At 38.1% G+C, this 21,094-nt stretch carries 26 protein-coding genes; 21 read left to right on the top strand and 5 right to left on the bottom strand.

Features of this window, described 5'->3' with window-relative positions; translation table 11 throughout:
- Positions 1-345, bottom strand: coding sequence for a DUF1801 domain-containing protein (locus tag ACJJVW_RS09445; RefSeq protein WP_405251475.1), 345 nt, complete (start codon positions 343-345; stop codon positions 1-3).
- 37 nt (positions 346-382) lie between these two features.
- On the opposite strand from ACJJVW_RS09445, the gene ACJJVW_RS09440 reads away from it, so the two are divergent.
- The 11 genes from ACJJVW_RS09440 (at position 383) to ACJJVW_RS09390 (ending at position 9,255) form a co-directional block, all read left to right on the top strand.
- The gene (locus tag ACJJVW_RS09440; RefSeq protein WP_405251473.1) at positions 383-1,363 is read left to right on the top strand and encodes a transglutaminase domain-containing protein; all 981 of its coding nucleotides are present in this window, start codon (positions 383-385) and stop codon (positions 1,361-1,363) included.
- A gap of 63 nt (positions 1,364-1,426) precedes the next feature.
- Complete coding sequence (locus ACJJVW_RS09435) at positions 1,427-3,238, top strand: sodium:solute symporter family protein (RefSeq protein WP_405251470.1); 1,812 nt, start codon at positions 1,427-1,429, stop codon at positions 3,236-3,238.
- Positions 3,238-3,723, top strand: coding sequence for a hypothetical protein (locus ACJJVW_RS09430; RefSeq protein WP_405251468.1), 486 nt, complete (start codon positions 3,238-3,240; stop codon positions 3,721-3,723). The genes ACJJVW_RS09435 and ACJJVW_RS09430 overlap by 1 nt, the downstream gene beginning before the upstream one ends.
- A gap of 3 nt (positions 3,724-3,726) precedes the next feature.
- Entirely contained in the window at positions 3,727-4,644 is a 918-nt protein-coding gene (locus ACJJVW_RS09425) for a glutaminase (protein ID WP_405251466.1), read from the top strand.
- 343 nt (positions 4,645-4,987) lie between these two features.
- Complete coding sequence (locus ACJJVW_RS09420; RefSeq protein WP_405251464.1) at positions 4,988-5,638, top strand: hypothetical protein; 651 nt, start codon at positions 4,988-4,990, stop codon at positions 5,636-5,638.
- Between the two features lie 59 nt (positions 5,639-5,697).
- Entirely contained in the window at positions 5,698-5,991 is a 294-nt protein-coding gene (locus ACJJVW_RS09415) for a winged helix-turn-helix domain-containing protein (RefSeq protein ID WP_405227196.1), read from the top strand.
- Between the two features lie 50 nt (positions 5,992-6,041).
- Positions 6,042-6,512 (top strand): Coq4 family protein, encoded by a 471-nt coding sequence (locus ACJJVW_RS09410; RefSeq protein WP_405251462.1) that lies wholly within the window; start codon positions 6,042-6,044, stop codon positions 6,510-6,512.
- Positions 6,509-7,933 carry a DUF4153 domain-containing protein gene (locus ACJJVW_RS09405; RefSeq protein ID WP_298330119.1) on the top strand — a complete coding sequence of 475 codons (1,425 nt, stop codon included), beginning with the start codon at positions 6,509-6,511 and terminating at the stop codon, positions 7,931-7,933. Before ACJJVW_RS09410 ends, ACJJVW_RS09405 begins: the two co-directional genes overlap by 4 nt.
- Entirely contained in the window at positions 7,902-8,207 is a 306-nt protein-coding gene (locus ACJJVW_RS09400; RefSeq protein WP_298330121.1) for a hypothetical protein, read from the top strand. The genes ACJJVW_RS09405 and ACJJVW_RS09400 overlap by 32 nt, the downstream gene beginning before the upstream one ends.
- A gap of 2 nt (positions 8,208-8,209) precedes the next feature.
- A complete protein-coding gene (locus ACJJVW_RS09395) occupies positions 8,210-8,872 on the top strand; it encodes a DUF1361 domain-containing protein (RefSeq protein WP_298330123.1) in 663 nt (220 codons plus the stop codon).
- Positions 8,872-9,255, top strand: a complete 384-nt coding sequence (locus tag ACJJVW_RS09390) for a DUF2809 domain-containing protein (RefSeq protein WP_379952945.1) — start codon at positions 8,872-8,874, stop codon at positions 9,253-9,255. The genes ACJJVW_RS09395 and ACJJVW_RS09390 overlap by 1 nt, the downstream gene beginning before the upstream one ends.
- Here ACJJVW_RS09390 and mnmD read toward each other — a convergent pair.
- On the bottom strand, positions 9,239-9,922 hold the full coding sequence (gene mnmD / locus ACJJVW_RS09385; RefSeq protein WP_379952944.1) for a tRNA (5-methylaminomethyl-2-thiouridine)(34)-methyltransferase MnmD: 684 nt from the start codon (positions 9,920-9,922) through the stop codon (positions 9,239-9,241). The two genes, ACJJVW_RS09390 and mnmD, sit on opposite strands and share 17 nt — an antisense overlap.
- A gap of 73 nt (positions 9,923-9,995) precedes the next feature.
- Positions 9,996-10,520 (bottom strand): DUF4920 domain-containing protein, encoded by a 525-nt coding sequence (locus ACJJVW_RS09380; protein ID WP_379952943.1) that lies wholly within the window; start codon positions 10,518-10,520, stop codon positions 9,996-9,998.
- Between the two features lie 81 nt (positions 10,521-10,601).
- On the opposite strand from ACJJVW_RS09380, the gene ACJJVW_RS09375 reads away from it, so the two are divergent.
- The 10 genes from ACJJVW_RS09375 to ACJJVW_RS09330 all read left to right on the top strand — a co-directional run bounded on the left by ACJJVW_RS09375 (position 10,602) and on the right by ACJJVW_RS09330 (position 19,624).
- Positions 10,602-11,666: a branched-chain amino acid aminotransferase gene (locus ACJJVW_RS09375; protein WP_405251458.1), complete on the top strand. Its 1,065-nt coding sequence runs from the start codon at positions 10,602-10,604 to the stop codon at positions 11,664-11,666.
- A gap of 137 nt (positions 11,667-11,803) precedes the next feature.
- A complete protein-coding gene (locus ACJJVW_RS09370; RefSeq protein ID WP_405251456.1) occupies positions 11,804-12,589 on the top strand; it encodes a M48 family metalloprotease in 786 nt (261 codons plus the stop codon).
- An 81-nt stretch (positions 12,590-12,670) separates the two neighbouring features.
- The gene (gpmI, locus tag ACJJVW_RS09365; RefSeq protein ID WP_405251454.1) at positions 12,671-14,185 is read left to right on the top strand and encodes a 2,3-bisphosphoglycerate-independent phosphoglycerate mutase; all 1,515 of its coding nucleotides are present in this window, start codon (positions 12,671-12,673) and stop codon (positions 14,183-14,185) included.
- A 12-nt stretch (positions 14,186-14,197) separates the two neighbouring features.
- Positions 14,198-14,809 carry a thioredoxin family protein gene (locus ACJJVW_RS09360; protein WP_405251452.1) on the top strand — a complete coding sequence of 204 codons (612 nt, stop codon included), beginning with the start codon at positions 14,198-14,200 and terminating at the stop codon, positions 14,807-14,809.
- Entirely contained in the window at positions 14,799-15,371 is a 573-nt protein-coding gene (locus tag ACJJVW_RS09355) for a thioredoxin family protein (RefSeq protein ID WP_339849284.1), read from the top strand. Before ACJJVW_RS09360 ends, ACJJVW_RS09355 begins: the two co-directional genes overlap by 11 nt.
- Positions 15,372-15,500: 129 nt before the next feature.
- Positions 15,501-15,887 carry a DUF805 domain-containing protein gene (locus ACJJVW_RS09350; protein WP_405251450.1) on the top strand — a complete coding sequence of 129 codons (387 nt, stop codon included), beginning with the start codon at positions 15,501-15,503 and terminating at the stop codon, positions 15,885-15,887.
- 109 nt (positions 15,888-15,996) lie between these two features.
- Positions 15,997-16,455 (top strand): BT0820 family HAD-type phosphatase, encoded by a 459-nt coding sequence (locus tag ACJJVW_RS09345; RefSeq protein ID WP_405253090.1) that lies wholly within the window; start codon positions 15,997-15,999, stop codon positions 16,453-16,455.
- On the top strand, positions 16,455-17,276 hold the full coding sequence (gene map / locus ACJJVW_RS09340) for a type I methionyl aminopeptidase (protein WP_298330141.1): 822 nt from the start codon (positions 16,455-16,457) through the stop codon (positions 17,274-17,276). The genes ACJJVW_RS09345 and map overlap by 1 nt, the downstream gene beginning before the upstream one ends.
- A 3-nt stretch (positions 17,277-17,279) precedes the next feature.
- Positions 17,280-18,044, top strand: coding sequence for a class I SAM-dependent methyltransferase (locus ACJJVW_RS09335; protein ID WP_405251448.1), 765 nt, complete (start codon positions 17,280-17,282; stop codon positions 18,042-18,044).
- Positions 18,045-18,079: 35 nt separating this feature from the next.
- Entirely contained in the window at positions 18,080-19,624 is a 1,545-nt protein-coding gene (locus ACJJVW_RS09330; RefSeq protein ID WP_405251446.1) for a T9SS type B sorting domain-containing protein, read from the top strand.
- On the opposite strand, the gene ACJJVW_RS09325 is transcribed toward ACJJVW_RS09330, so the two are convergent.
- Both ACJJVW_RS09325 and ACJJVW_RS09320 read right to left on the bottom strand, forming a co-directional pair.
- The gene (locus ACJJVW_RS09325; RefSeq protein WP_405251444.1) at positions 19,621-20,616 is read right to left on the bottom strand and encodes an FAD:protein FMN transferase; all 996 of its coding nucleotides are present in this window, start codon (positions 20,614-20,616) and stop codon (positions 19,621-19,623) included. The genes ACJJVW_RS09330 and ACJJVW_RS09325 overlap by 4 nt on opposite strands.
- Entirely contained in the window at positions 20,616-20,978 is a 363-nt protein-coding gene (locus ACJJVW_RS09320) for a Na(+)-translocating NADH-quinone reductase subunit F (protein ID WP_405251443.1), read from the bottom strand. The genes ACJJVW_RS09325 and ACJJVW_RS09320 overlap by 1 nt, the downstream gene beginning before the upstream one ends.
- Positions 20,979-21,094: the final 116 nt, after the last annotated feature.

The following is a 21,094-nucleotide window of genomic DNA, read 5'->3' as shown; positions in this document are numbered from 1 at the left end:
TTAAGTTAATCTAGCCACTGCTTTGAGTACTTCCTCTAGCCTACGCACATCAATCTCCTCTGGAGCATGATATCTAAGCGAGCGTAATTGCTTGCGGCCTTCTCCGGCTATTAATACATCATCAAATCCCTGTATAAGTATCCCCTTAGGAAATCCGACATCTACAAAGGCCTTTCTGAAATTTAAAAAGCAGAACATTTTACCCTTTAAGCTATAAAATGGTAAATGCCATTTATAACCCTCTTCTACCTCAGGAACGGTACGCTTAATTACTGCTTGCAACTCCATAAGCATAGAGCACCAAGGCTCTGGTTTAGCGAGGATGTATTCTTCGGCTGGGTTCATTGTTTTGTTTTATCTTTAATTTTTAAAACTAAAGATCTTGAAAATAAAACATTTAGCAATTATATTTCTCTTTTTCTCACTGTTTGCAAACGGTCAGACAATTGAAGAACTGGAGCTACAGGTAAATACCTATCCAAAAACACTAAATACCATTGAAGACATTGCTTATAGAATTCACAATGACTTCAACTCTAAAGAACTACAGGCAAGAGCTGTCTACACTTGGATTAGTAAAAATATTGCCTACGATTTAAGCAGATATTACAGCTTTAGATCTCCTCCATTGATGATCTATCGTTCATCAAAAGAACAAGCTAGACAATTAAGAAACTTAGAGGAGCAAAGAATCACTCAAGCTTTAAAAAACAGAAAGGGAATTTGCGATGATTATGCATCTTTATTTGTCGCCCTTTGCGAAAAATTAGAAATTCCCGCAAAAAAAATCCGTGGTTATACAAAACTAAACCCCAATTTTATTGGGGCAGATCCTGGCATGAAAGATCATGTATGGAACGCTGTATACTTGAATGAGGAGTGGCACTTGGTAGATACTACGTGGGGAGCCGGTTATGAAGTTGAGTATAAAACGAAATGGGAATTTCATTTTTCAAATAAATTTTATAAAGCTCCTCCAGAGGTTTTTATTCAGCACCACTACCCTGGAAATCCAACTTGGCAATTACTTGAAAAACCAATATCAAAAAAAACATTTTTCTCAAAACCAGTATTTTACACCTACTACAGCTCATCAGATATTCATCTAGCTGATGATCACGAAGGTATTTTAACAGAATATAAAAATGACACTTATCTAATTTATTTTGATAAGCTCCCAAAAGGAAAGGAAATTTATTACCAAAATGCATCATTTAAATTTGCTAAAAAGCTTTTTATCCACAGAAAAAACAACAAATTGGTAGCAAAAGTTAAAGTCAAAAATCCCAGCCAACCTTTTCTTACACTCTTTACTGATAACAAAGCAATTGTAAATTTTAAATTAGAAAGGGCATCTCAATAAATATAGATGCTATTTTAAATCATTATCTTCCTACTCTGATTCACCATACATTCTTCTTTTTTTATGATTGACTTATCTGGCTTAGATATTGCCATTATTATTGCTCTTTTTGTAATTATTTTAGGCATAGGTTTTTACGTAGGCAAAAGCGCAGGAAAAAACACTACACAATACTTTTTATCGGGTCGTAATATGCCGTGGTGGCTTTTAGGGCTTTCTATGGTAGCAACAACATTCTCTACAGATACTCCTAATCTGGTTACAGATATTGTGCGTACTAATGGTGTCTCAGGTAACTGGGTATGGTGGGCATTTCTCGTTACTGGATTACTTACGGTTTTTGTGTATGCAAAACTATGGCGTAAGTCTGAGGTAAAAACAGATATCGAGTTTTACGAGCTTCGCTACGGTGGCGCTCCTGCTCGTTTTTTAAGAGGCTTCAGAGCTATCTATCTTGGGATTGTATTTAACGTACTCGCTATGGCTGGTGTAACTCTTGCCGCAATAAAAATAGGCGAAGTAATGCTGGGTCTAGATCCTGTCACAACAGTGGTTGTTGCTGGAGTGATTACCGTTGTCTTTAGTGCCATAGGAGGATTTAAAGGAGTGGTGTATACAGATTTTATATTATTCTTTGTGGCGATGGCAGGAGCATTTGGCGCTGCATATTACATCGTAGGTATGCCAGAAATAGGCGGACTAGAAGCTCTAATTTCGCATGAAAATGTAAAAGATAAAATCAATCTCCTTCCAGATTTTAACGATACAGAAATGCTTATCACGTTGCTCATCATCCCGCTAGCAGTACAATGGTGGAGTTCTTGGTATCCTGGGTCTGAGCCTGGCGGTGGTGGTTATGTGGCGCAGCGTATGCTTGCTGCCAAGGATGAAAACCACGCCATAGGAGCAACCTTTTTCTATAATATTATGCACTACGCATTACGCCCATGGCCGTGGATTTTAGTTGCACTTGCTTCTCTTATTATCTTTCCAGACCTCGCAAGTATTCAAGAGGCTTTCCCAAATATATCTGAAGATAAACTAGGACAAGATCTAGCGTACTCTGCAATGCTCACGATGCTACCTAGCGGATTGTTAGGTCTCGTGCTCGCATCACTCTCTGCCGCATATATGAGTACCATAAGTACGCACCTCAACTGGGGAGCATCTTACGTAGTTAATGATGTGTATGCACAACAAATTAAACCTGATGCAACAGAAAAAGAACTCGTTGCTGTAGGTCGTATTACCACGGTAATTCTAATGGTGATAAGCGCACTCATCGCGCTTGCTCTTACAAATGCACTACAACTCTTCAATATCATACTGATGTTTGGTGCAGGTACAGGACTCATTTTTATTTTGAGATGGTTCTGGTGGCGTATTAATGCGTGGACAGAGATAAGCGCTATGCTTGCCTCTGGTGTGATTTCTATCCTCATAGAGTTTACTTCACTGGGTGAAATGCTTTTTGGAGCTAGCGGCATGTTGCCGGCGTATGCAAAATTTCCTTTTGTGGTATTTAGCTCGACGCTTATTTGGGTTGTTGTCACCTATCTCACAAAACCAGAAACTAAAGAAACACTTTATGCGTTCTATAAAAAAACACAACCTGGAGGCCCAGGGTGGAAGAAAATTATACTTCAAGCAGACCAAGAACAAGTAAACATCATAAAAACTACAGAAAAGTGGAGTGTACCTATGGGTATTGTCGCAATGTTGCTAGGATGTGTATTAATTTATGGGGCTCTATTTACTACGGGTTACTTCATTTATGGCCAACTTACTAATGCACTTATTGGATTGAGCATTTGCGTTGTATCTGGAGGATTACTACTCACTGTCTGGAAAAAAATAAAAGGAAAAGTACTATAATGAGACTATCAATATTTATCACCATTTTGTGTTTGAGCTTAGGACTACAAGCGCAAGAAACTACGGAGACATATCAAAAGGCTGTCGCTTTAATCAAAAAAACGCCAGAATTTAAACAGACGGGAGCCACTGCAATTGCAGCATCGGCAGAGACCGTAAGTTTTACAAATCAAGCCTATGCTTTTTGGCTAGATGGTATGGACACTCGTTTTGCAGACAAAGATTTTGAGAACTTCTTTGGTGATTTATATCAACCTATTGAGATTCCTGCTTTTAAAAAAGTACGAGATAAAAGAAGATCACGCTATCAGCTTTATGTTTCTGAGACCGAGAATAGTATGTTTGTGATAGAAATGCTTTCGCGAAAGCGTAAACGTACCGCAAAGTATCCTACATTTTATCAAGGAGGAAGTACCTCATTTTTATTTGAAAAAACAGCAACTGGCGTACGACTCGTTGAGACACTAACATTGCAGAATAATTAGAGAATGATAGATTGCCAAAACATACTAGATAACACATACCAGAAAGTGTTGAAAATGGAGCATGTAGGTGATGTGGCTAGCTATATCCCTGAGCTATCGACCGTAAATCCAGATCAATTTGGCGTTTGTCTCATTACAAAAAACGGAGAACAGTTCACTTGCGGTGATGCCACGGTAAAGTTTTCTATACAAAGTATTGCTAAGGTTTTATCCTTAAGCCTTGTGCTTTCAAAAATAGGCGATAAACTCTGGGAACGCATGGATTTTGAACCTTCTGGAACTGCTTTTAATTCGCTGGTACAACTGGAGAGTGAGAACGGAATCCCAAGAAATCCTCTTATTAATGCTGGGGCGATTGTAATGTGTGATATTATTTGCGACCTCTTTGATGATCCTAAAACCGCATTATTAGATTACGTGCGAGAAGTATCGGGAATTAAGGATTTACAATACGCAACTGATATCGCCGCCTCAGAGCAGGCAACGGGCTATCGAAATTATGCACTAGCAAATTTCATAAAGTCCTTTAAGAACATTCACAACACATGTAATCAAGTAACAGATTTATACTTTCACCTTTGCTCCATAGAGATGACGTGCGAGCAACTGGCTTATACTTTTGGGTTTCTTGCAAATCAAGGCAAGCAGATCAAAACAGATATGAAAGTAGTAAAACCCGCTCAGGCAAAACGCATAAATGCCATTATGCAAACCTGCGGCTTTTATGATGAGGCTGGTGAGTTTGCCTTCCGTGTGGGTCTTCCAGGCAAGAGTGGCGTGGGTGGTGGCATGGTTGCCATTTTGCCTAACGCATTTTCTATTGCTGTGTGGAGCCCTAAACTCAATAAACACGGTAACTCTTACCGTGGCATGAAATTCCTAGAGTACTTTACAGACGAGACTCAGGATACGGTGTTTTAAGAATTCCCTACCCTTTTTTACATTCCTTTTTTGAGCAGAAGGGACATTGTTTATTTTGCGAGGTACCACCCGCTTTACATTACAATTCCTCATTACGCTAGCGCTCCATTGCGGGATTTTTATTGCAATCGGGGCTATGGAGTCATGCAGTTGTTTCTTAAAGAAGGTACTTATGTATCGCAGTATCACCAATCATGATTTCTTTTTAAAATGCAATCTTCACCCATCACCTACCTAGATTACCATTAAGCACATATCTCACAAACACTTAGAAAAAAATAATTTGTAATGTGATATGAAATTCAAAATTAAAGTTTAACTTTGAATTTCAAAGTACTTTAATATGGAGTCATCAAAATATCTAGAAGACATTGCCAGCATCAAAACAATGATGAGTAAATCTTCACGTTTTATGTCATTGAGTGGCCTTTCTGGTATACTTGCTGGAGTGTATGCTCTTATAGCTGCCATTATTGCACATTATTTAATACAAGGACATATTCAATTATTTGCTTCAAGTAGAGAAGATTTTTTAAATCTCATTTTACGCATTTTTGCAACAGCAGAGCTTGCAGGAAACTTAATCATATTATTTCTCGTTACATTACTTCTTGCAATAGGAACTGGTATTATTTTAACTTATAAGAAAGCAGCTAGAAACAAAGAATCCATCTGGGACAGTTCGTCAAAACGCCTTATTGCAAATTTTGCCATTCCATTAATTGCAGGAGGTATTTTCTCTATCGTACTAATTCAATATGGTATTGTTGGTCTTATTGCTCCAGCAACACTTATCTTCTATGGCCTAGCCTTAGTAAACGCGAGTAAATACACACTAGGAGATATCAAATTCCTAGGACTTGCAAATGTGATTATTGGTCTCTTTGCTACTCAATTTATAGGATATGGATTGTATTTTTGGGCATTGGGATTCGGTGTATTTCATATTATTTATGGAGCAATCATGTATAATAAATATGATAGAAGGAACTAATATTTTCGCGAAAGCGTACACCACACCATACATCATAGAGACGCTACAAAAACACAATAATGTCCATCATAAACAACATAAACAAAGCTTTTGATCATCGTATCCGCCTAGGGATTATGAGCGTGCTTATGGTGAATGAAAAGGCAGATTTTAAAGAATTAAAAGAGCTTCTAGGAGCCACGGATGGTAACCTTGCAAGTCATGCAAAAGCATTAGAAAAAGAAGCCTACATCATTGTCCAAAAAGCATTCATTGGCCGCAAGCCTAACACGAGTTATAGTGTCACAACAAAGGGTAAAAATGCATTTAAAAAACACATTGAAGCGCTTGAAAAGTTATTAGGCAACAACTAAATATATATTTTTTTATCATTTTACTTTGAAATGCAAAGTACTTTATGATTATGGAAACACTTCGTTATTTATTACTAGAACGCCTATATGAATGGAGTAAAATCCCCTATAGATTGCTTTTTAAAAAAGAAGCTGCTTGGGGAATTTCTCTTAAAGAATTACTAGAGTACTCACCAGAAACGCTAGGTTATCATCTAGGCTGCTTTTTACTTACTCATCACTTCACTTCAGAACCTCAACTAGAAGATCACGACGTCTTTCACGTACTTACTGCTACTAGTATTACTGTGCCTGACGAAATCGCCATGCAATGGCTACTCTTTGGGAATGGAAAGCGATCTCTATACTTCTTTATTGCACTCACCGTAGGTTCAACATTATTTATAGATCATTTTAAGTCATTTATAAAAGCTTTCAAGAGAGGAAAAAAGGCAAATCGATTTTATAACCTCAATTACTTAGAGCTTCTCACAGAACCACTCGCAGATTTACAACATACTTTAAAAATCAAACTTTCATGAAAAATTCAATAATCAGATGTCTAGGCGCTATACTTTTTAGTCTTCTATTTTACGGTCAAAGCCTTGGCCTCAATATGCTATTATTTTCAATAATTGCAGTAGTAGCGGTTCTTATCATTCGTCCGGAAACCAAGTCCAACAAATCATTTCTCCTTGCTGCAGGGCTCTATCTATTGAGTACCGTATTTGTATTTACAGTAAATAGTTTGCTAGCGATGACCACTTGTATTTTGGCTTTTATTGTATTTGCAGGTAGTATCTCGGGAATTAAAAACGCAGTATATGTCCAGTGGCTCAACGGACTGTATCAATCTTTGCTAGGTGCTTTACATAGTACGATGAATCCTAATAAAGACATCCCTAAGGTAAAAAGTAATCACAATTATAAATTTATCATCCTTACCACAGCTATTGTCACTACGCTGGTAGTGGTTTTTGCGATGCTTTATGGTAAAGCAAACCCTATACTAGGTGAATGGATTGCGGCTATTAATCTTGATTTTATAAACTTTAATTGGATACTCACTACAGCTATGGGGTACTATTTAATTATAAATCTAACCTCAAAAGCAGAGCTTGATGTTCTTACCACAATAGATCGCAATGCTTCCACTACTCTATCTGAACAACCTATATCTGACATTAAAGCTACTACCCTTAATAGAGAACAACTACTGGGCACCATTCTATTAGGAGCACTTAATGCGCTCATTATAATATTTATCACTACAGATATTTGGTATATACTTCATGATCCGCTTGCGGATGCAGCTACACTTTCTACCACGGTACACGATGGCGTGAGTGCGCTTATCACTTCTATTATTATTGCGATTACTACGATATTAATTCTCTTTCGCGGTAATCTTAATTTTTACAAAAAAAGTGAGACACTAAGACGTTTTACCTATATCTGGATTGCGCTTAACATAATTATCATCCTATTCACGGCTTACAAAAACTATATGTACAGCAGTGGTTTCGGGCTTACTTACAAAAGAATAGGTGTCTTTATCTACCTCGCACTATGTATTGCTGGTATGATTACCACTTATGTAAAAATTGCTCGTAAACTCAATCTATTATTTATGCTCAAAGCAAATACCCGTACTGCTTTTGTGCTTGTTATCATGATTTCAAGTTTTAGTTGGGATCGTGTGATTACTACATATAATCTGCATGAAGTAGCCTCTCCAGATGTCAATTATCTCCTCTCTATGGGGAGTAGCAATGGAGATATTTTACACGCTTTCGCGAAAGCGCACCCCGAAAAACCTATGAATCGTACAAGTATTCAACATAGATATGAGCAATGGCAAACTTCTTTATCTGAAGAAACCTGGCAATCCAAAACACTTCTAGGCCTACTAAACCCAAACACCTCAACTTATGAAATTACCGACACCGCAGCACGCAATTAATCGATTTGCGATAAAGCTAGCAGCATTTAGTGCCTGTCTTGGGATCTTATTTGTATTTGTATATATGATTACAAAAGATATTGAAGTTGCTATGGCAGGTTATTTACACCTAATCCCAACAGTAATCGTACATCTTGTGGTTTTTATATGGGTATTCTTTAATGCTGCAATACATCGCAATGAGCTTCCAGAGCATTTTTTGACACTAGTCATTATGCTATTAAATATTCCGCTAGCTTTTGCATGTGGAGCAATTGTTCTTAATTTTTTATAGTCATGGAAAAAATTATCATCTCAAAACTTAGAGAATTCTATATTCTCATAGGAGGTCTTTTATTATGCTTCATTTTACTTGCAATACGCATTAAGATGACTGGGTCATTTTTCTTTCTCTTTTTAGTGTGGAACCTGTTTCTTGCATTTATACCCTATGCTTGCTCACTACTTCTAGTATCAAAAGAACAATGGATGCAAGCTAACTGGAAGTGGATTCCTATAGCAATGATATGGTTACTGTTTTTACCAAATACACCTTATTTAATAAGTGACCTACAGCACTTACAGCATAGTACTCTAGATGTTATTTGGTACGACATCTTAATGCTGACAGCCTTTGTTTGGTACGCGCTATTTATAATGTACTTAACGGTAAGTGACATGCAAAATCTACTCATTTTAAAATTGAGATCTCGATATATTCCTTATGTTACCATAGGCATATTTATCCTTTGTGGCTTTGGTATTTATCTAGGTAGATTTTTAAGATGGAATAGCTGGGATATTATTCAAAACCCCTCAGGTCTTACTAACGACATATGGAATCAAATTAGGCATCCATTTATAAATAGTAAAACTTGGATGGTCACATTTGGTTATGCAGCTATCATGATTCTATCCTTTTTTGGACTACAATTCACTCATTCAAAACACAAAAACTAATGCGCTTATCAATTAAATACATCATCGCATTCTTAGTCCTACTAGCAACGGAAATATTTATTGCCATTTACGTACATGACGATTTCATAAGACCTTACTTAGGCGATAGTATCGTTGTAGTGTTAATCTATGTGCTTATAATGGGGTTGTTTAATATTCCGAGAAGTTTTAAAAGCAAAAACATTACGGCGCTGGCGGTATTACTATTTGCTTTTATAGTAGAAGGCCTACAAGCAATTTCCTTTATAAACTACACAGGCCTAGCAGATAATGAACTCGCGCGCATTATTCTAGGCACCTCATTCTCGTGGTGGGATATGCTCGCTTATGTAGGCGGATATCTCTTTATTATAATTGTCGAAAAACTTAGAGACCAAGCTTAGTCGCTCTCAACATCTCGCGTTTTCCTGGAGGTCCAGGTAACCGCTCTACTTGAAAGCCTACAGCTTGCATTGCTCTCCTTGCGGCTCCTTGAGCGCAATATGTTGTCAACACACCGTTAGGTTTTAATGCATTAAACATTTTTGTAAAAATCTCTTCTGTCCATAATGTTGGCTGAACTCTTGGACCAAAAGCATCAAAATAAATCAAATCAAAAACCTCAGTATCATTAATATCTTCAAAACGCTGCTTACGCTTTGTAAGCTTAAAATCATCACTGATTTTTGACTCCTCTTCCCACGTAGCATCGTGTAACTTATTATAAATGCTTGTTGCATCCTCTTCCTCTAGCTGACTAGCATAATCCATTGCTGCAGCTTCCTCTGATGTAACGGGATAGGCTTCTGCTCCCACGTAGTTAAAAGAGACTTGATGCTTTTGTGCCTCAAAATAGGTTAGCAACGCATTGAGTCCTGTACCAAAACCCATTTCTAGTATTGCAATTTTTTTTTGATCTCGATGTTGTGTAACATAGTGTTCTACTCCGGTCATTAAAAACACATGACGTGCTTCTTGTATCGCTCCATGTTTAGAATGATACTGCTCATCCCACTCTGCAATATGTATCGTCTTTGAGCCGTCTCCTGTAGTTATAATTTCTCTCTTCATTTCTGTTAGGTAATACTAGTAAAAAAGGGTAAGCATACGCCTACCCTTTTTTAATGATTTTATAAAGTGTGGCTTAGTCTGCTTTAATTAACACACCATCTGCCATAAAGCGTAACTCGCGCTCCGGTTTAGTAATCGCAGCTATCTCTTTTTTAGATTTTCCAGCATCTTCTGCCATGTGACGCAGTTCATCTACAGATACTTCCTCTAAGTAAGCTTTTCCTTCTACTACAGCATTTCCATCTTTAGTATCTGTAGGCACAAAGAATCCGTAATCTTTAAACTTTACAAAAACTTGTTCCTCATCTGCTATATCTAAGCGCATCCAGCAACCTTTTGAGGCGCAAACATCATTAATTGGTGCTTCAAATTTTACTACAGCCGTATCGCCTTCGGCAAGAGCTGCATATTTTTCTGAGATCTCGATTTTGGTCATTGCACCTGCTGCAGATATCTTTTCTCCATAGCTTGCGTAGATCTCTTGAGCTTCTTTATTTTCAGTTTCCGCTTTCGCGAAAGCGTTATCACTCTCATTGCTAACCTCTTTACAACTTAGTAATGTCAAGAAAATTAAGAATATCGTTGCATATATTTTCATAATAGGTTGGTTTTTAGTTGAACATCGTAAAATTATGCAAAAATCACTCGACAAGGATGACAAATCATTAAATTTGTTGCTATGGAAACAACCTCTACACTTCGTATTACAAAACGTGACAACAGTAAAATTGCTAATGTTGATTTTAGTAACCTTGCTTTTGGTAGCGTATTTACAGACCACATGTTTTCTGTTGAGTATGCAGATGGCAAGTGGCAACAACCAGAAATAGTTCCTTATGGCCCTATCTCTATGGATCCTAGTGCAAAAGTTTTTCACTATGGACAGGCTGTTTTTGAAGGAATGAAAGCTTTTAAGGATGATAACGGTGATATCTTCTTATTTCGTCCAGAAGATAACTGGGAACGTATTAATACATCATCTGCTCGTCTTGCAATGCCAGAACTTCCTAAAGATGTTTTTATGGAAGGTCTTACGGAGCTTCTTAAACTTGACGAAGCATGGATCAAAGCTGGTGACGGTAACTCACTTTACATTCGCCCGTTTCACATTGCAACGCAACCTGGAGTATCTGCATCACCTGCAGATAGGTACAAGTTTATGATTATCCTTGCTCCTGCACAGTCTTATTACTCTGGAGAAGTGAGCGTAGTATTTGCCGAAAAGTATAGCCGTGCCGCTAGTGGTGGTGTAGGTTATGCAAAAGCTGCAGGTAACTATGCTGCTCAGTTTTACCCTACTAATCTTGCAAAAGAAGAAGGGTACCAGCAAGTAATCTGGACAGATGCAAATACACATGAATACCTAGAAGAAGCTGGTACGATGAATGTATTCTTCCGTGTGGGAGATGCACTTCTTACAGCTCCTACTAATGATACAATTCTTAACGGTATTACTCGTAAAAGTGTTATCCAACTTGCAGAAGCAGCAGGAATTACTGTAGAAGTAAGACCAGTGTCTGTAAAAGAAATTGTAGCAGCTGCACAAGCTGGTGAGCTTAAGGAAATTTTTGGAGTAGGTACTGCAGCAGTCGTTGTTCCTTTTAAGAGCTTTGCTTATAAAGGTGAAGATCACAAACTCAACGCACCAGAAAATAGCTACGGTATGAAGTTTAAAAAAGACCTAAACGACATACAGTACAACCGCACAGAAGATAAATATGGCTGGAGAGTCGCTGTAAAATAAGAAACGATTATTCTACATATACAATCCAAGTGACGCAAGTTGCTTGGATTTTTTTGTTTTCTATAACACCCATAATACTGCAAGACTTATGAGTTTTTATTACCTTGTAATCATAACTAAAATAACCATCTTATAATATGAAAAGAGGTAGCGGTCTTAAGATCAGATTACTTATTGGAGTTGCCATCGTTGCATTTGCACTTTTTAAGAATTGCAGTAACCGCGAGGAGAACCCATATACAGGAAAAGTACAGGCGATAAATATGTCTCCAGATGAGGAGATCGCGATGGGAATACAATATGCACCTCAAATGGCAGAGCAGCATGGCGGTTTACACCCAGACCAGCAACTTCAAGCCTTTGTAGATCAAGTAGGAAATAAGCTCGTACAAGAAAGCATGGCTCGCGAGACTCCTTATAGATACGACTTTCACTTATTACGAGATGAACAAACAGTAAATGCATTTGCACTTCCTGGAGGACAAATTTTTATCACCTATGCCCTACTCTCAAAACTTGAAAATGAAGATCAAGTGGCTGGCGTATTAGGCCATGAGATAGGTCACGTCCTTGGAAAACATAGCGCAGAACGTGCCGAAAACTCTAGTATGTGGTCTACCATCTCTATGGGGGCAGAGGTAGGCGGCGGCATGGGCGGTGCTGCAGGTTCTATAGGTCAGAGTGTATTGTTAGGTAATGGTCGTGATGACGAGTTAGAAAGTGATGACCTAGGTGTACGTTTTATGATACGCGCTGGGTATGATCCGTATCAGATGATTGGCGTGATGAAAATACTTAAGGCAGCAAGTGGTGGCAGTAGCCAACCAGAATTCTCTAGCACACACCCAGATCCAGAGAATCGTATTGAACAAATAAAGGAGAGTATCCAGAAATATGGTTACACGGGTCCAGCTACAATGTAGCGCAACCGTTTTCGTCAAAACACACCCAAAACCTCGCTCTCGCGAGGTTTTGTTTTTATCTTTACTATTCAACTTAAGATCATGAACAAGAAAACAATCCTAATGATACTTGATGGATGGGGCATGGCTCCAGACAAGAAAGTATCTGCCGTAGACCAAGCGCAAACGCCATTTATAGATAGCCTTTATAATAAGTACCCACACGCACAGCTACTCACCCACGGTGAGAATGTAGGCCTTCCAGAAGGGCAAATGGGCAATAGTGAGGTAGGCCACATGAACCTAGGTGCTGGTCGTATTGTATATCAAGATTTTGCTAAAATCAATAAAGCACTCAAAGATGATACGCTTAAAGATGAGCAAGTATTGAAAGATGCTTTCGCTTTCGCGAAAGAAAACAATAAATCTGTTCACTTTCTAGGTCTTGTTTCTGATGGAGGTGTACACTCACACATCAACCACCTTAAAGGTCTTATTCTCGCTGCCGAAAATGCAGGAGTTCCTCAATCTTACATCCACGCATTTACAGATGGTCGTGATGTAGATCCAAAATCTGGAAAAGAACTTATAGGAGATATTTCTGCTTTCGCGAAAGCGCACAACGCACAACTAGCATCTGTAATAGGTCGCTACTATGCGATGGATAGAGACAAACGATGGGAACGTGTTGCTCTTGCATATAATCTAGTTACCAAAGGTGCTGGAACACCTACTAAAGATGTTGTACAGTCTATTCAAGATAGCTACGATGCTGGTAAGACGGATGAGTTTATAGATCCGCTTTTTACAACCCAAGATAATGAGAGTATATCTACCGTTCAAGAAGGTGATGTGGTGATCTTCTTTAACTTTAGAACAGATCGTGGTCGCGAACTAACAGAAATGTTGTCTCAAAAAGACTTTCCTGAGCAAGACACTCAAAAGCTAGACTTGTACTACGTTACCATGACAAATTATGATGACACGTTCACAGGTATGAAAGTCATCTATGATAAAGATAACTTAGTAAATACCTTAGGAGAGGTACTTGCAAATGCTGGAAAAAAGCAAATACGCATCGCTGAGACTGAGAAGTACCCACACGTAACATTTTTCTTTTCTGGAGGCCGTGAAGAACCCTTTGATGGAGAGTCTAGATTGCTAGCACCCTCGCCTAAGGTTGCCACCTACGACTTACAGCCAGAAATGAGCGCCTTTGAAATACGTGATAAAATTGTTCCAGAAATAAACAAAGGAGACGTAGACTTTGTATGTCTCAACTTTGCAAATCCGGATATGGTAGGTCATACGGGTGTTATGGAGGCAGCAATTAAAGCTTGTGAGACTGTAGATACTTGCGTTAAAGATATCGTTACCACCGCCGAAGAAAATGATTACACTGTAATCATCATTGCCGACCATGGAAATGCAGAGGTAATGATTAACCCTGATGGCTCTCCAAATACGGCTCACACAACAAACCCAGTACCCGTAATTCTAGTTGATAAGGATATCAAAAAAATCAACAATGGTATTCTATCTGATGTTGCACCTACAGTTTTAAAACTACTAGGCGTAGACCAACCACCAGTTATGGATTGTACACCACTAATATAAACTACATAGACAATGAAAAAATTTTATATAACACTCGCACTTCTTGCTCTTATGTCAAGTTGTGATAGCTCAAAAAAAGCAGTAGAAGCTACTCCTACACCTCAAGTTGCAGAAACCGTAGAACCGAAAACACCTGTTAAACCTGCACTCCCAGCAGTAGTGGTAAAACCTGCTCCTAAAGTTAAAACAATGTTAGTAGGTAAAGAAGATAGAAATGCACTAAAGCAAGCTCCTTTTGATAGTTGGTTCAATCCTAACTATGCAAAATATGTAGTAAATACAGATTACATAAATGATATAGAAAAAGGGCTAGAAGGCGTTACCATCACCACTTTTATGGGAACATGGTGTGGAGATAGTAAACGTGAAACACCAAGAATGTTTAAAATACTAGATGATGCTTCTTTTAAAAATCAAGACTTAGAGCTTATTACAGTAGATCGTACCAAAAAGAAACCTACAATATATACTGACGGGAATAACATCATACGTGTACCTACTTTTATCTTTAAAAAAGACGGTAAAGAAATAGGTCGTATTGTGGAGCGTCCAGTAGAAAGTCTTGAAGAAGACATGCTTAAAATTTTAAATGGAGAACCTTATAAACACTCTTATGAAAACTAATATTATTGCCTTAGTAGCTATTATAGCACTCACTTTCTCTTGTAAAGAAAAAACCACTACCGAAGAAGTTGTGGTGGTAGAAGAGGTAGAAGTAATTGATGAAAATGTGGACGACAATGGGATTGCCATCCTTTTAGGCGCACAAGAACGAGAAACCCTAGAGTCTGAACCATATAACGAATGGTTTATGAATAGCTATAAGAATCACACGATAGACGTGGAGTCTCTTACGGCTATCAAGGAAGGCCTTAAAGATGTAAGAATTACCATTTTCATGGGAACATGGTGTGAGGACAGCCAGCGTGAGGTACCTGCTTTTTTCAAAATCCTTGACGAAGTAGATTACGAAAGTGAAACTGTAAAACTTATCACTGTTTCACAAGATAAAACAGCTCCAGAAGAACTAGTAAAAGGAAAAGATATAACAAACGTACCTACATTCATTTTCATGAAAGATGGTCAAGAACTAGGTCGCATTGTAGAGTATCCTCTAGAAAGCTTAGAGAAAGATATGGCAAAGATTCTATCTGGCGCAGATTATAAGCATGCTTATGCCGAGTAAGTAGAGAATCAATATTTAATCTTAAAACCCTCATCTTCATGAGGGTTTTATTTTTGACATAATTTTCAAAGGAGATATTAATTTTATTAGTTTAGCGTCTTTAACATTAATCAAAAACACAATCAATTTATGAAATGGTATTTAAAAGTAGTGAGAGACAATTATGCAAACTTTGAAGGAAGAGCACGTAGGGAAGAATATTGGATGTTTGCCTTATTTAATGTAATTTTTGTAGTTCTTTCTTACATACCATTTATTGCTGGAGCAGTTATGGAGAGCGAAGAACTAATGATGATAGGAGGTCTATTACTTTTTCTGTACATAGTCGCTCTATTCATACCTAGTATTGCGGTAGTAGTGCGCAGGCTTCATGACCAAGGTAAAAGCGGCACTTGGTACTTTATAGGCTTTGTCCCGTTTATAGGCGGTATTTGGTTATTGATACTTATGGCTACAGAAGGAACTCACGGCCCTAATCAATATGGCCCAGACCCAAAAGGTGACTTGATACAATAACAACTATTTAATTTATAACAAAGGGCTTCTAATAAATCATTAGAAGCCCTTTGCTATTATGCATAACTAACCGTTGATCTTTTTGTAATTTTGCATAAACTTTAAAGCAATCGAAACAACAAAAACCATAGCTGTAGATTTTGACGGTACCATTGTAGAAAATGCGTATCCTGGAATTGGTAAGCCTATGTTATTTGCTTTTGATACCCTTAAAAAATTACAACAAGAAGGAAACCGCCTTATTCTATGGACCTATAGAAGTGGTGCTCGCTTAGATGAAGCGGTTCAGTTTTGTAAGGATAATGGCATTACATTTTATGCCATAAATAAAAGTTATCCCGAGGAAGCTTTAAGCGAAGAGATAAGCCGCAAAATCAATGCAGATATTTTTATTGATGATCGCGATGTACGTGGTATGATGGGCTGGGGTGAAATCTACCAAATATTAGGTAGCAGTGCCGAGACATCACCCACGCTTAAACAGAAACGCAGTAAACCTGTTAGAAAAAAAACGAAAAAGAGCTTTATGTCTCGCATAGAGGAGCTTTTTAAAGACGAAAACGCATAATGGCAATTATACAGAAAACAAGAGAAGAGATAGAATTAATGCGTGAGAGTGCGCTAGTAGTATCTCGCACCTTAGGCATACTTGCTGGAGAGGTAAAACCGGGAGTAACCACACTATATCTCGATAAGATAGCAGAAGACTATATACGTTCACAAGATGCGATTCCAGGTTTCTTGGGGTTATACGATTTTCCAAACACACTTTGCATGAGTCCTAATGACCAAGTTGTTCATGGAATTCCTAACAACAAACCTCTTGTAGAAGGAGATATTATCTCTATAGATTGCGGAGCTATTAAAAATGGCTTCTATGGCGATCACGCCTACACATTTGAAGTAGGTGAAGTAGCACCAGAAGTAAAGAAATTACTTGAAGTTACTAAGCAATCTCTTTACGTGGGAATAGAACAACTCAAAATAGGTAACCGCACAGGTGATGTAGGCTACGCCATTCAAAAATTTACAGAAGATCATGGTTATGGTGTAGTACGCGAACTTGTAGGTCACGGTTTAGGAACGACAATGCATGAAGATCCAGAAATGCCTAACTACGGTAAACGTGGACGTGGTAAGAAGTTTATAGAAGGGATGGTAGTAGCCATCGAACCTATGACTAATATGGGAACTCGCAATATCACACAGCACAATGACGGCTGGACGATAACTACACGCGATAATAAACCAAGTGCTCATTTTGAACATGATGTAGCCATACTTGATGGCAAGCCGGAGCTACTATCCACTTTTGCGTACATCTATAAAGCATTAGGAATTGAGAGCGATGAGGAAACTCCTTTTCGTCAGCAAGCTTTAGTGCTGTAACTAGTGAAAAAGCTTTTCAAATTTTTCTTAAACGCCATTCCGCGACCTTTATTAATAAGGGCTAGTTATGTGGTGAGACCTATTATGGCTACCTTTTTAAAAGGTGAACGTTACGAGGATCCTATAGACGGAAAAACATTTAAGAAATTTTTACCGTACGGTTATGGTACTCCAAGAGAGAATGTACTGTCTCCATCTACGCTCTCACTTGAACGTCACAGACTCTTATGGCTTTGGTTACAACGGGAAACAGATTTCTTTAAATCACCTAGAAAAGTGTTGCATTTTGCTCCAGAGCAAGCTTTTTATAAACGCTTTCGCGAAAGCGAACACCTTGATTACACCACCACAGATTTAAACTCTCCGCTAGCAGATGTGAAAGCAGATATATGTGATTTGCCTTTCGGCGAAAACAGTTATGATCTCATATTCTGTAATCATGTATTAGAGCATATCCCTGATGACACTAAGGCGATGCAAGAATTGTATCGCGTCTTAAAACCAGGTGGGATGGCAATTTTACAAATTCCTCAAGAACTTGATAGAGCCATAACATTTGAAGATGACACCATCACAGATCGTGACGAAAGAGCTAAGATTTTTGGACAATATGATCACGTTCGTGTCTACGGTCGCGACTATTTTGACAAACTAAGAAGCGTAGGGTTTAAAGTAGATGAAGTTGATTACACAAACACCCTATCTCAAGAAGAAGTAGATAGATATAGACTAGCTCAAGGTGAGATATTACCTATTTGTTATAAATAATCGTATTTTCATGCATTGTTAATTAATCTAATCCAATGGGACATCCAGCTAAAACGATTTGTTTGTTTCTCCTTTTTAGCTCTTACGTTTTATTTGGACAAACTTCAAATGACTGCTTAAATTCCATACAAGTATGTGGCAGTTTACAATTAGGCATAGAACCCGCTGGCATTGGATTTGACGAATTTTCATTACCTAATAATACACGTCCGTCATGTTTTTTTGGCCTTTCTGATACAATTTGGTTACGTTTTACATTTGTATCCGATGGCACTTTTGGTTTTAGCTTAAACCCCACTAATAATATCGATGACTACGATTTTGCTGTTTATGGCCCCACAGACGACTGTAGCTTACTAGGCGATGCCATAAGATGCTCTACTACAAATCCACAGGCCGCAGGAGTTCCAGCTGCAACTGGCTTATCTACAGCAGAACCAAATGGCGACGTATCGGAAGGCCCAGGAGCCGATGGAGATGGCTTCTTAAGTGCTATAGACGTATTCGCTGGACAAACTTATTATGTATTTATCAATCGTGCAATAGGTAATGAAAGCTTTGACATCATTACAACTGGAACTGCGCAACTACCAGAAACTCCAACTATAAACCCAACTCCAGATCAAGAATTATGTGACTTGGACGGCCCTGTAGACGAGAGAACAATTTTTGATTTAGCTACACTTATTCCGTCAATAAATAATCAAAATAATATAGCTGTAACATTTCATGAATCTCTTGACAATGTAAGTACGGGAACCGAACCTTTGGATTTAAATTACATGAACGTTACAAATCCACAAACTTTGTATTATCGTGTGGAAAACAACATCTCGGGGTGCTTCAATATTGGCTCATTTGACATCACTGTGTCAACACCATTTAGTATTACTTTACCTGAGAATTTACAAGTCTGCACAAATCAATCTCAATCTGCTTTGCTCACCACAGAGTCAAATTATGCCTTTTATGAATGGAGCAATGGAGAATCTGGAGCAGAACTTAATCAAATAACCATTAATGAACCTGGAGACTACAGTGTAATTGTGACTGACAATAACGGCTGTAGAGCTACTTCCAATACAATAGTAACAGCGAGTTCAACTGCAAATATCACAGAAATTTCTGTCACAAGTTTTGAGGAAAACAATAACACTGCAATAGTAAATACGGAAGGTCTAGGCGAGTATGAATATGCTATTGATACAGCAAGCAACTTTCAGGATAGCAATACTTTTACAGGACTGACTAACGATTATTATGATTTTTATGTAAGAGATAAAAATGGATGTGGCACTGTTACTAAAAGACAACTCATTTTAGATTACCCTCGCTACTTCACACCTAATGGTGATGGATATCATGATGAGTGGAAAATCATTGGTATTGGCGATATAGAAGATATAGCATCCATTTACATATTTGATCGATATGGTAAATTACTAAAGCAGCTATCACCTCAATCTAGTGGATGGAATGGAATATACAGAGGAAAATTACTTCCTTCTAGTGACTATTGGTTTTTATTAAAATTTAATAACCGAGAAGACGTTGCTGGACATTTTCTATTAAAACGTTAATCCTGTATATACTTATTAAATCCCTCCGTCATATAGACCCCGCCGTCATAAACTAAGTAAGCCTCTACGTCTTGACCTTTTAAAGCTTCCTTAGCACGATCAAGGCCCATCGCCATACATGAAGTTGCCCAAGCATCTGCCGTAGCGCAATCTACTGCGATAATGGTTGCACTGAGCACATCACTACGCTCTGCAGAACCCGTAAGCGGATTTATAGTATGTACATATTGCTTACCAGTAGCTTCATCAATTCGGTTTTTTCTATAATTACCAGACCCAGCCATGGCTTTATCTTTTAGACTGACCAATGCGCTATGCGTTCGTTTCTCTAAGGGCGAGTCAAGATTTTCTATTCCAACTACCCATGACTCCTGCTTCCTTTCGTTAAACCCAGAAGCTACTATTTCCCCACCTATATCTACAAGAAAATTACGATATCCCTCTTCATTCATGAAAATTGCAACTCGATCTACACCATAACCTTTTGCCACGGCATTAAAATCAAAATATATCTCTGGATAGGTTTTTTGGATTTTATCATCTTCAGTAAGAGTTACCTTATCCCAACCCACATACTGCATTAATGAATCAAGAGCTGTACTATCAATTACTTTAAGCGCTTCAGTATCTCCAAATCCATATGCATTGCGCAGTGTTCCCACAGTTGGGTCAAAATAGCCTGAGGTGGCTTTATTTAGCTTTCGCGAAAGCGTATATACATCCTTAAACATACTATCTACGACAATAGTACTATCGCCACTATTAATTTTAGATATGTCACTATTTGGCAAATAAGTACTCATTGATGTATTGACCACATTAATAACTGAATCAATACCTCTTTTCACTTTAATTGCCTCTTGCTCTGCGCCAAAATATTTTACAGCATACGTAGTTCCAAACGCATCTCCTTGAATGATAATCTCATCAACGGTATTTTCTTGTTTGCAAGAAAATACCGTGATAACTAAACATAGTAAAAGTATTCTCATTACATTATTTCTTGAAGTCCGTTATAAATCTCTCGGTATGGCTTATCCTTTTCAACAGGTAGCTGATAGTTATCACCGTGTCCTAATCCTACTCCAGCATAAAAAGTACGCGCTTCAAATTTGAGGGCATGATTTCGCATTCTAATCATCTGCGCTTCGTCATACACATTTGCATCTTCTGGAAACGTACGAGCTCTTACGATAACAAAATGTAGTTTTTTATCCTTGAGAGCCACAAATTGCGGGTCCTTTTTGAGCTTAGAATTTACTGCCATAAATTCGTAACCTTGACTAGTAAGATCATCACCCACGATATTCATCGCGAGGTTATGAAGCTCTTGTTCTGTAAGAAGTTCTGCCATTGTACAAAGATAATATTCACGTGCAATTATACCTAACCACCCGCTACTTTTGAAAGCATCGAGGAGGCTAGAAACACAAAACCCGACACATTGCTGTATCGGGTTTTTAGGTTTTC

Source organism: Dokdonia sp. Asnod3-C12, from assembly GCF_045063975.1.
GTDB lineage: Bacteria > Bacteroidota > Bacteroidia > Flavobacteriales > Flavobacteriaceae > Dokdonia.
This window is presented reverse-complemented; position numbering and strand designations above follow the sequence as displayed.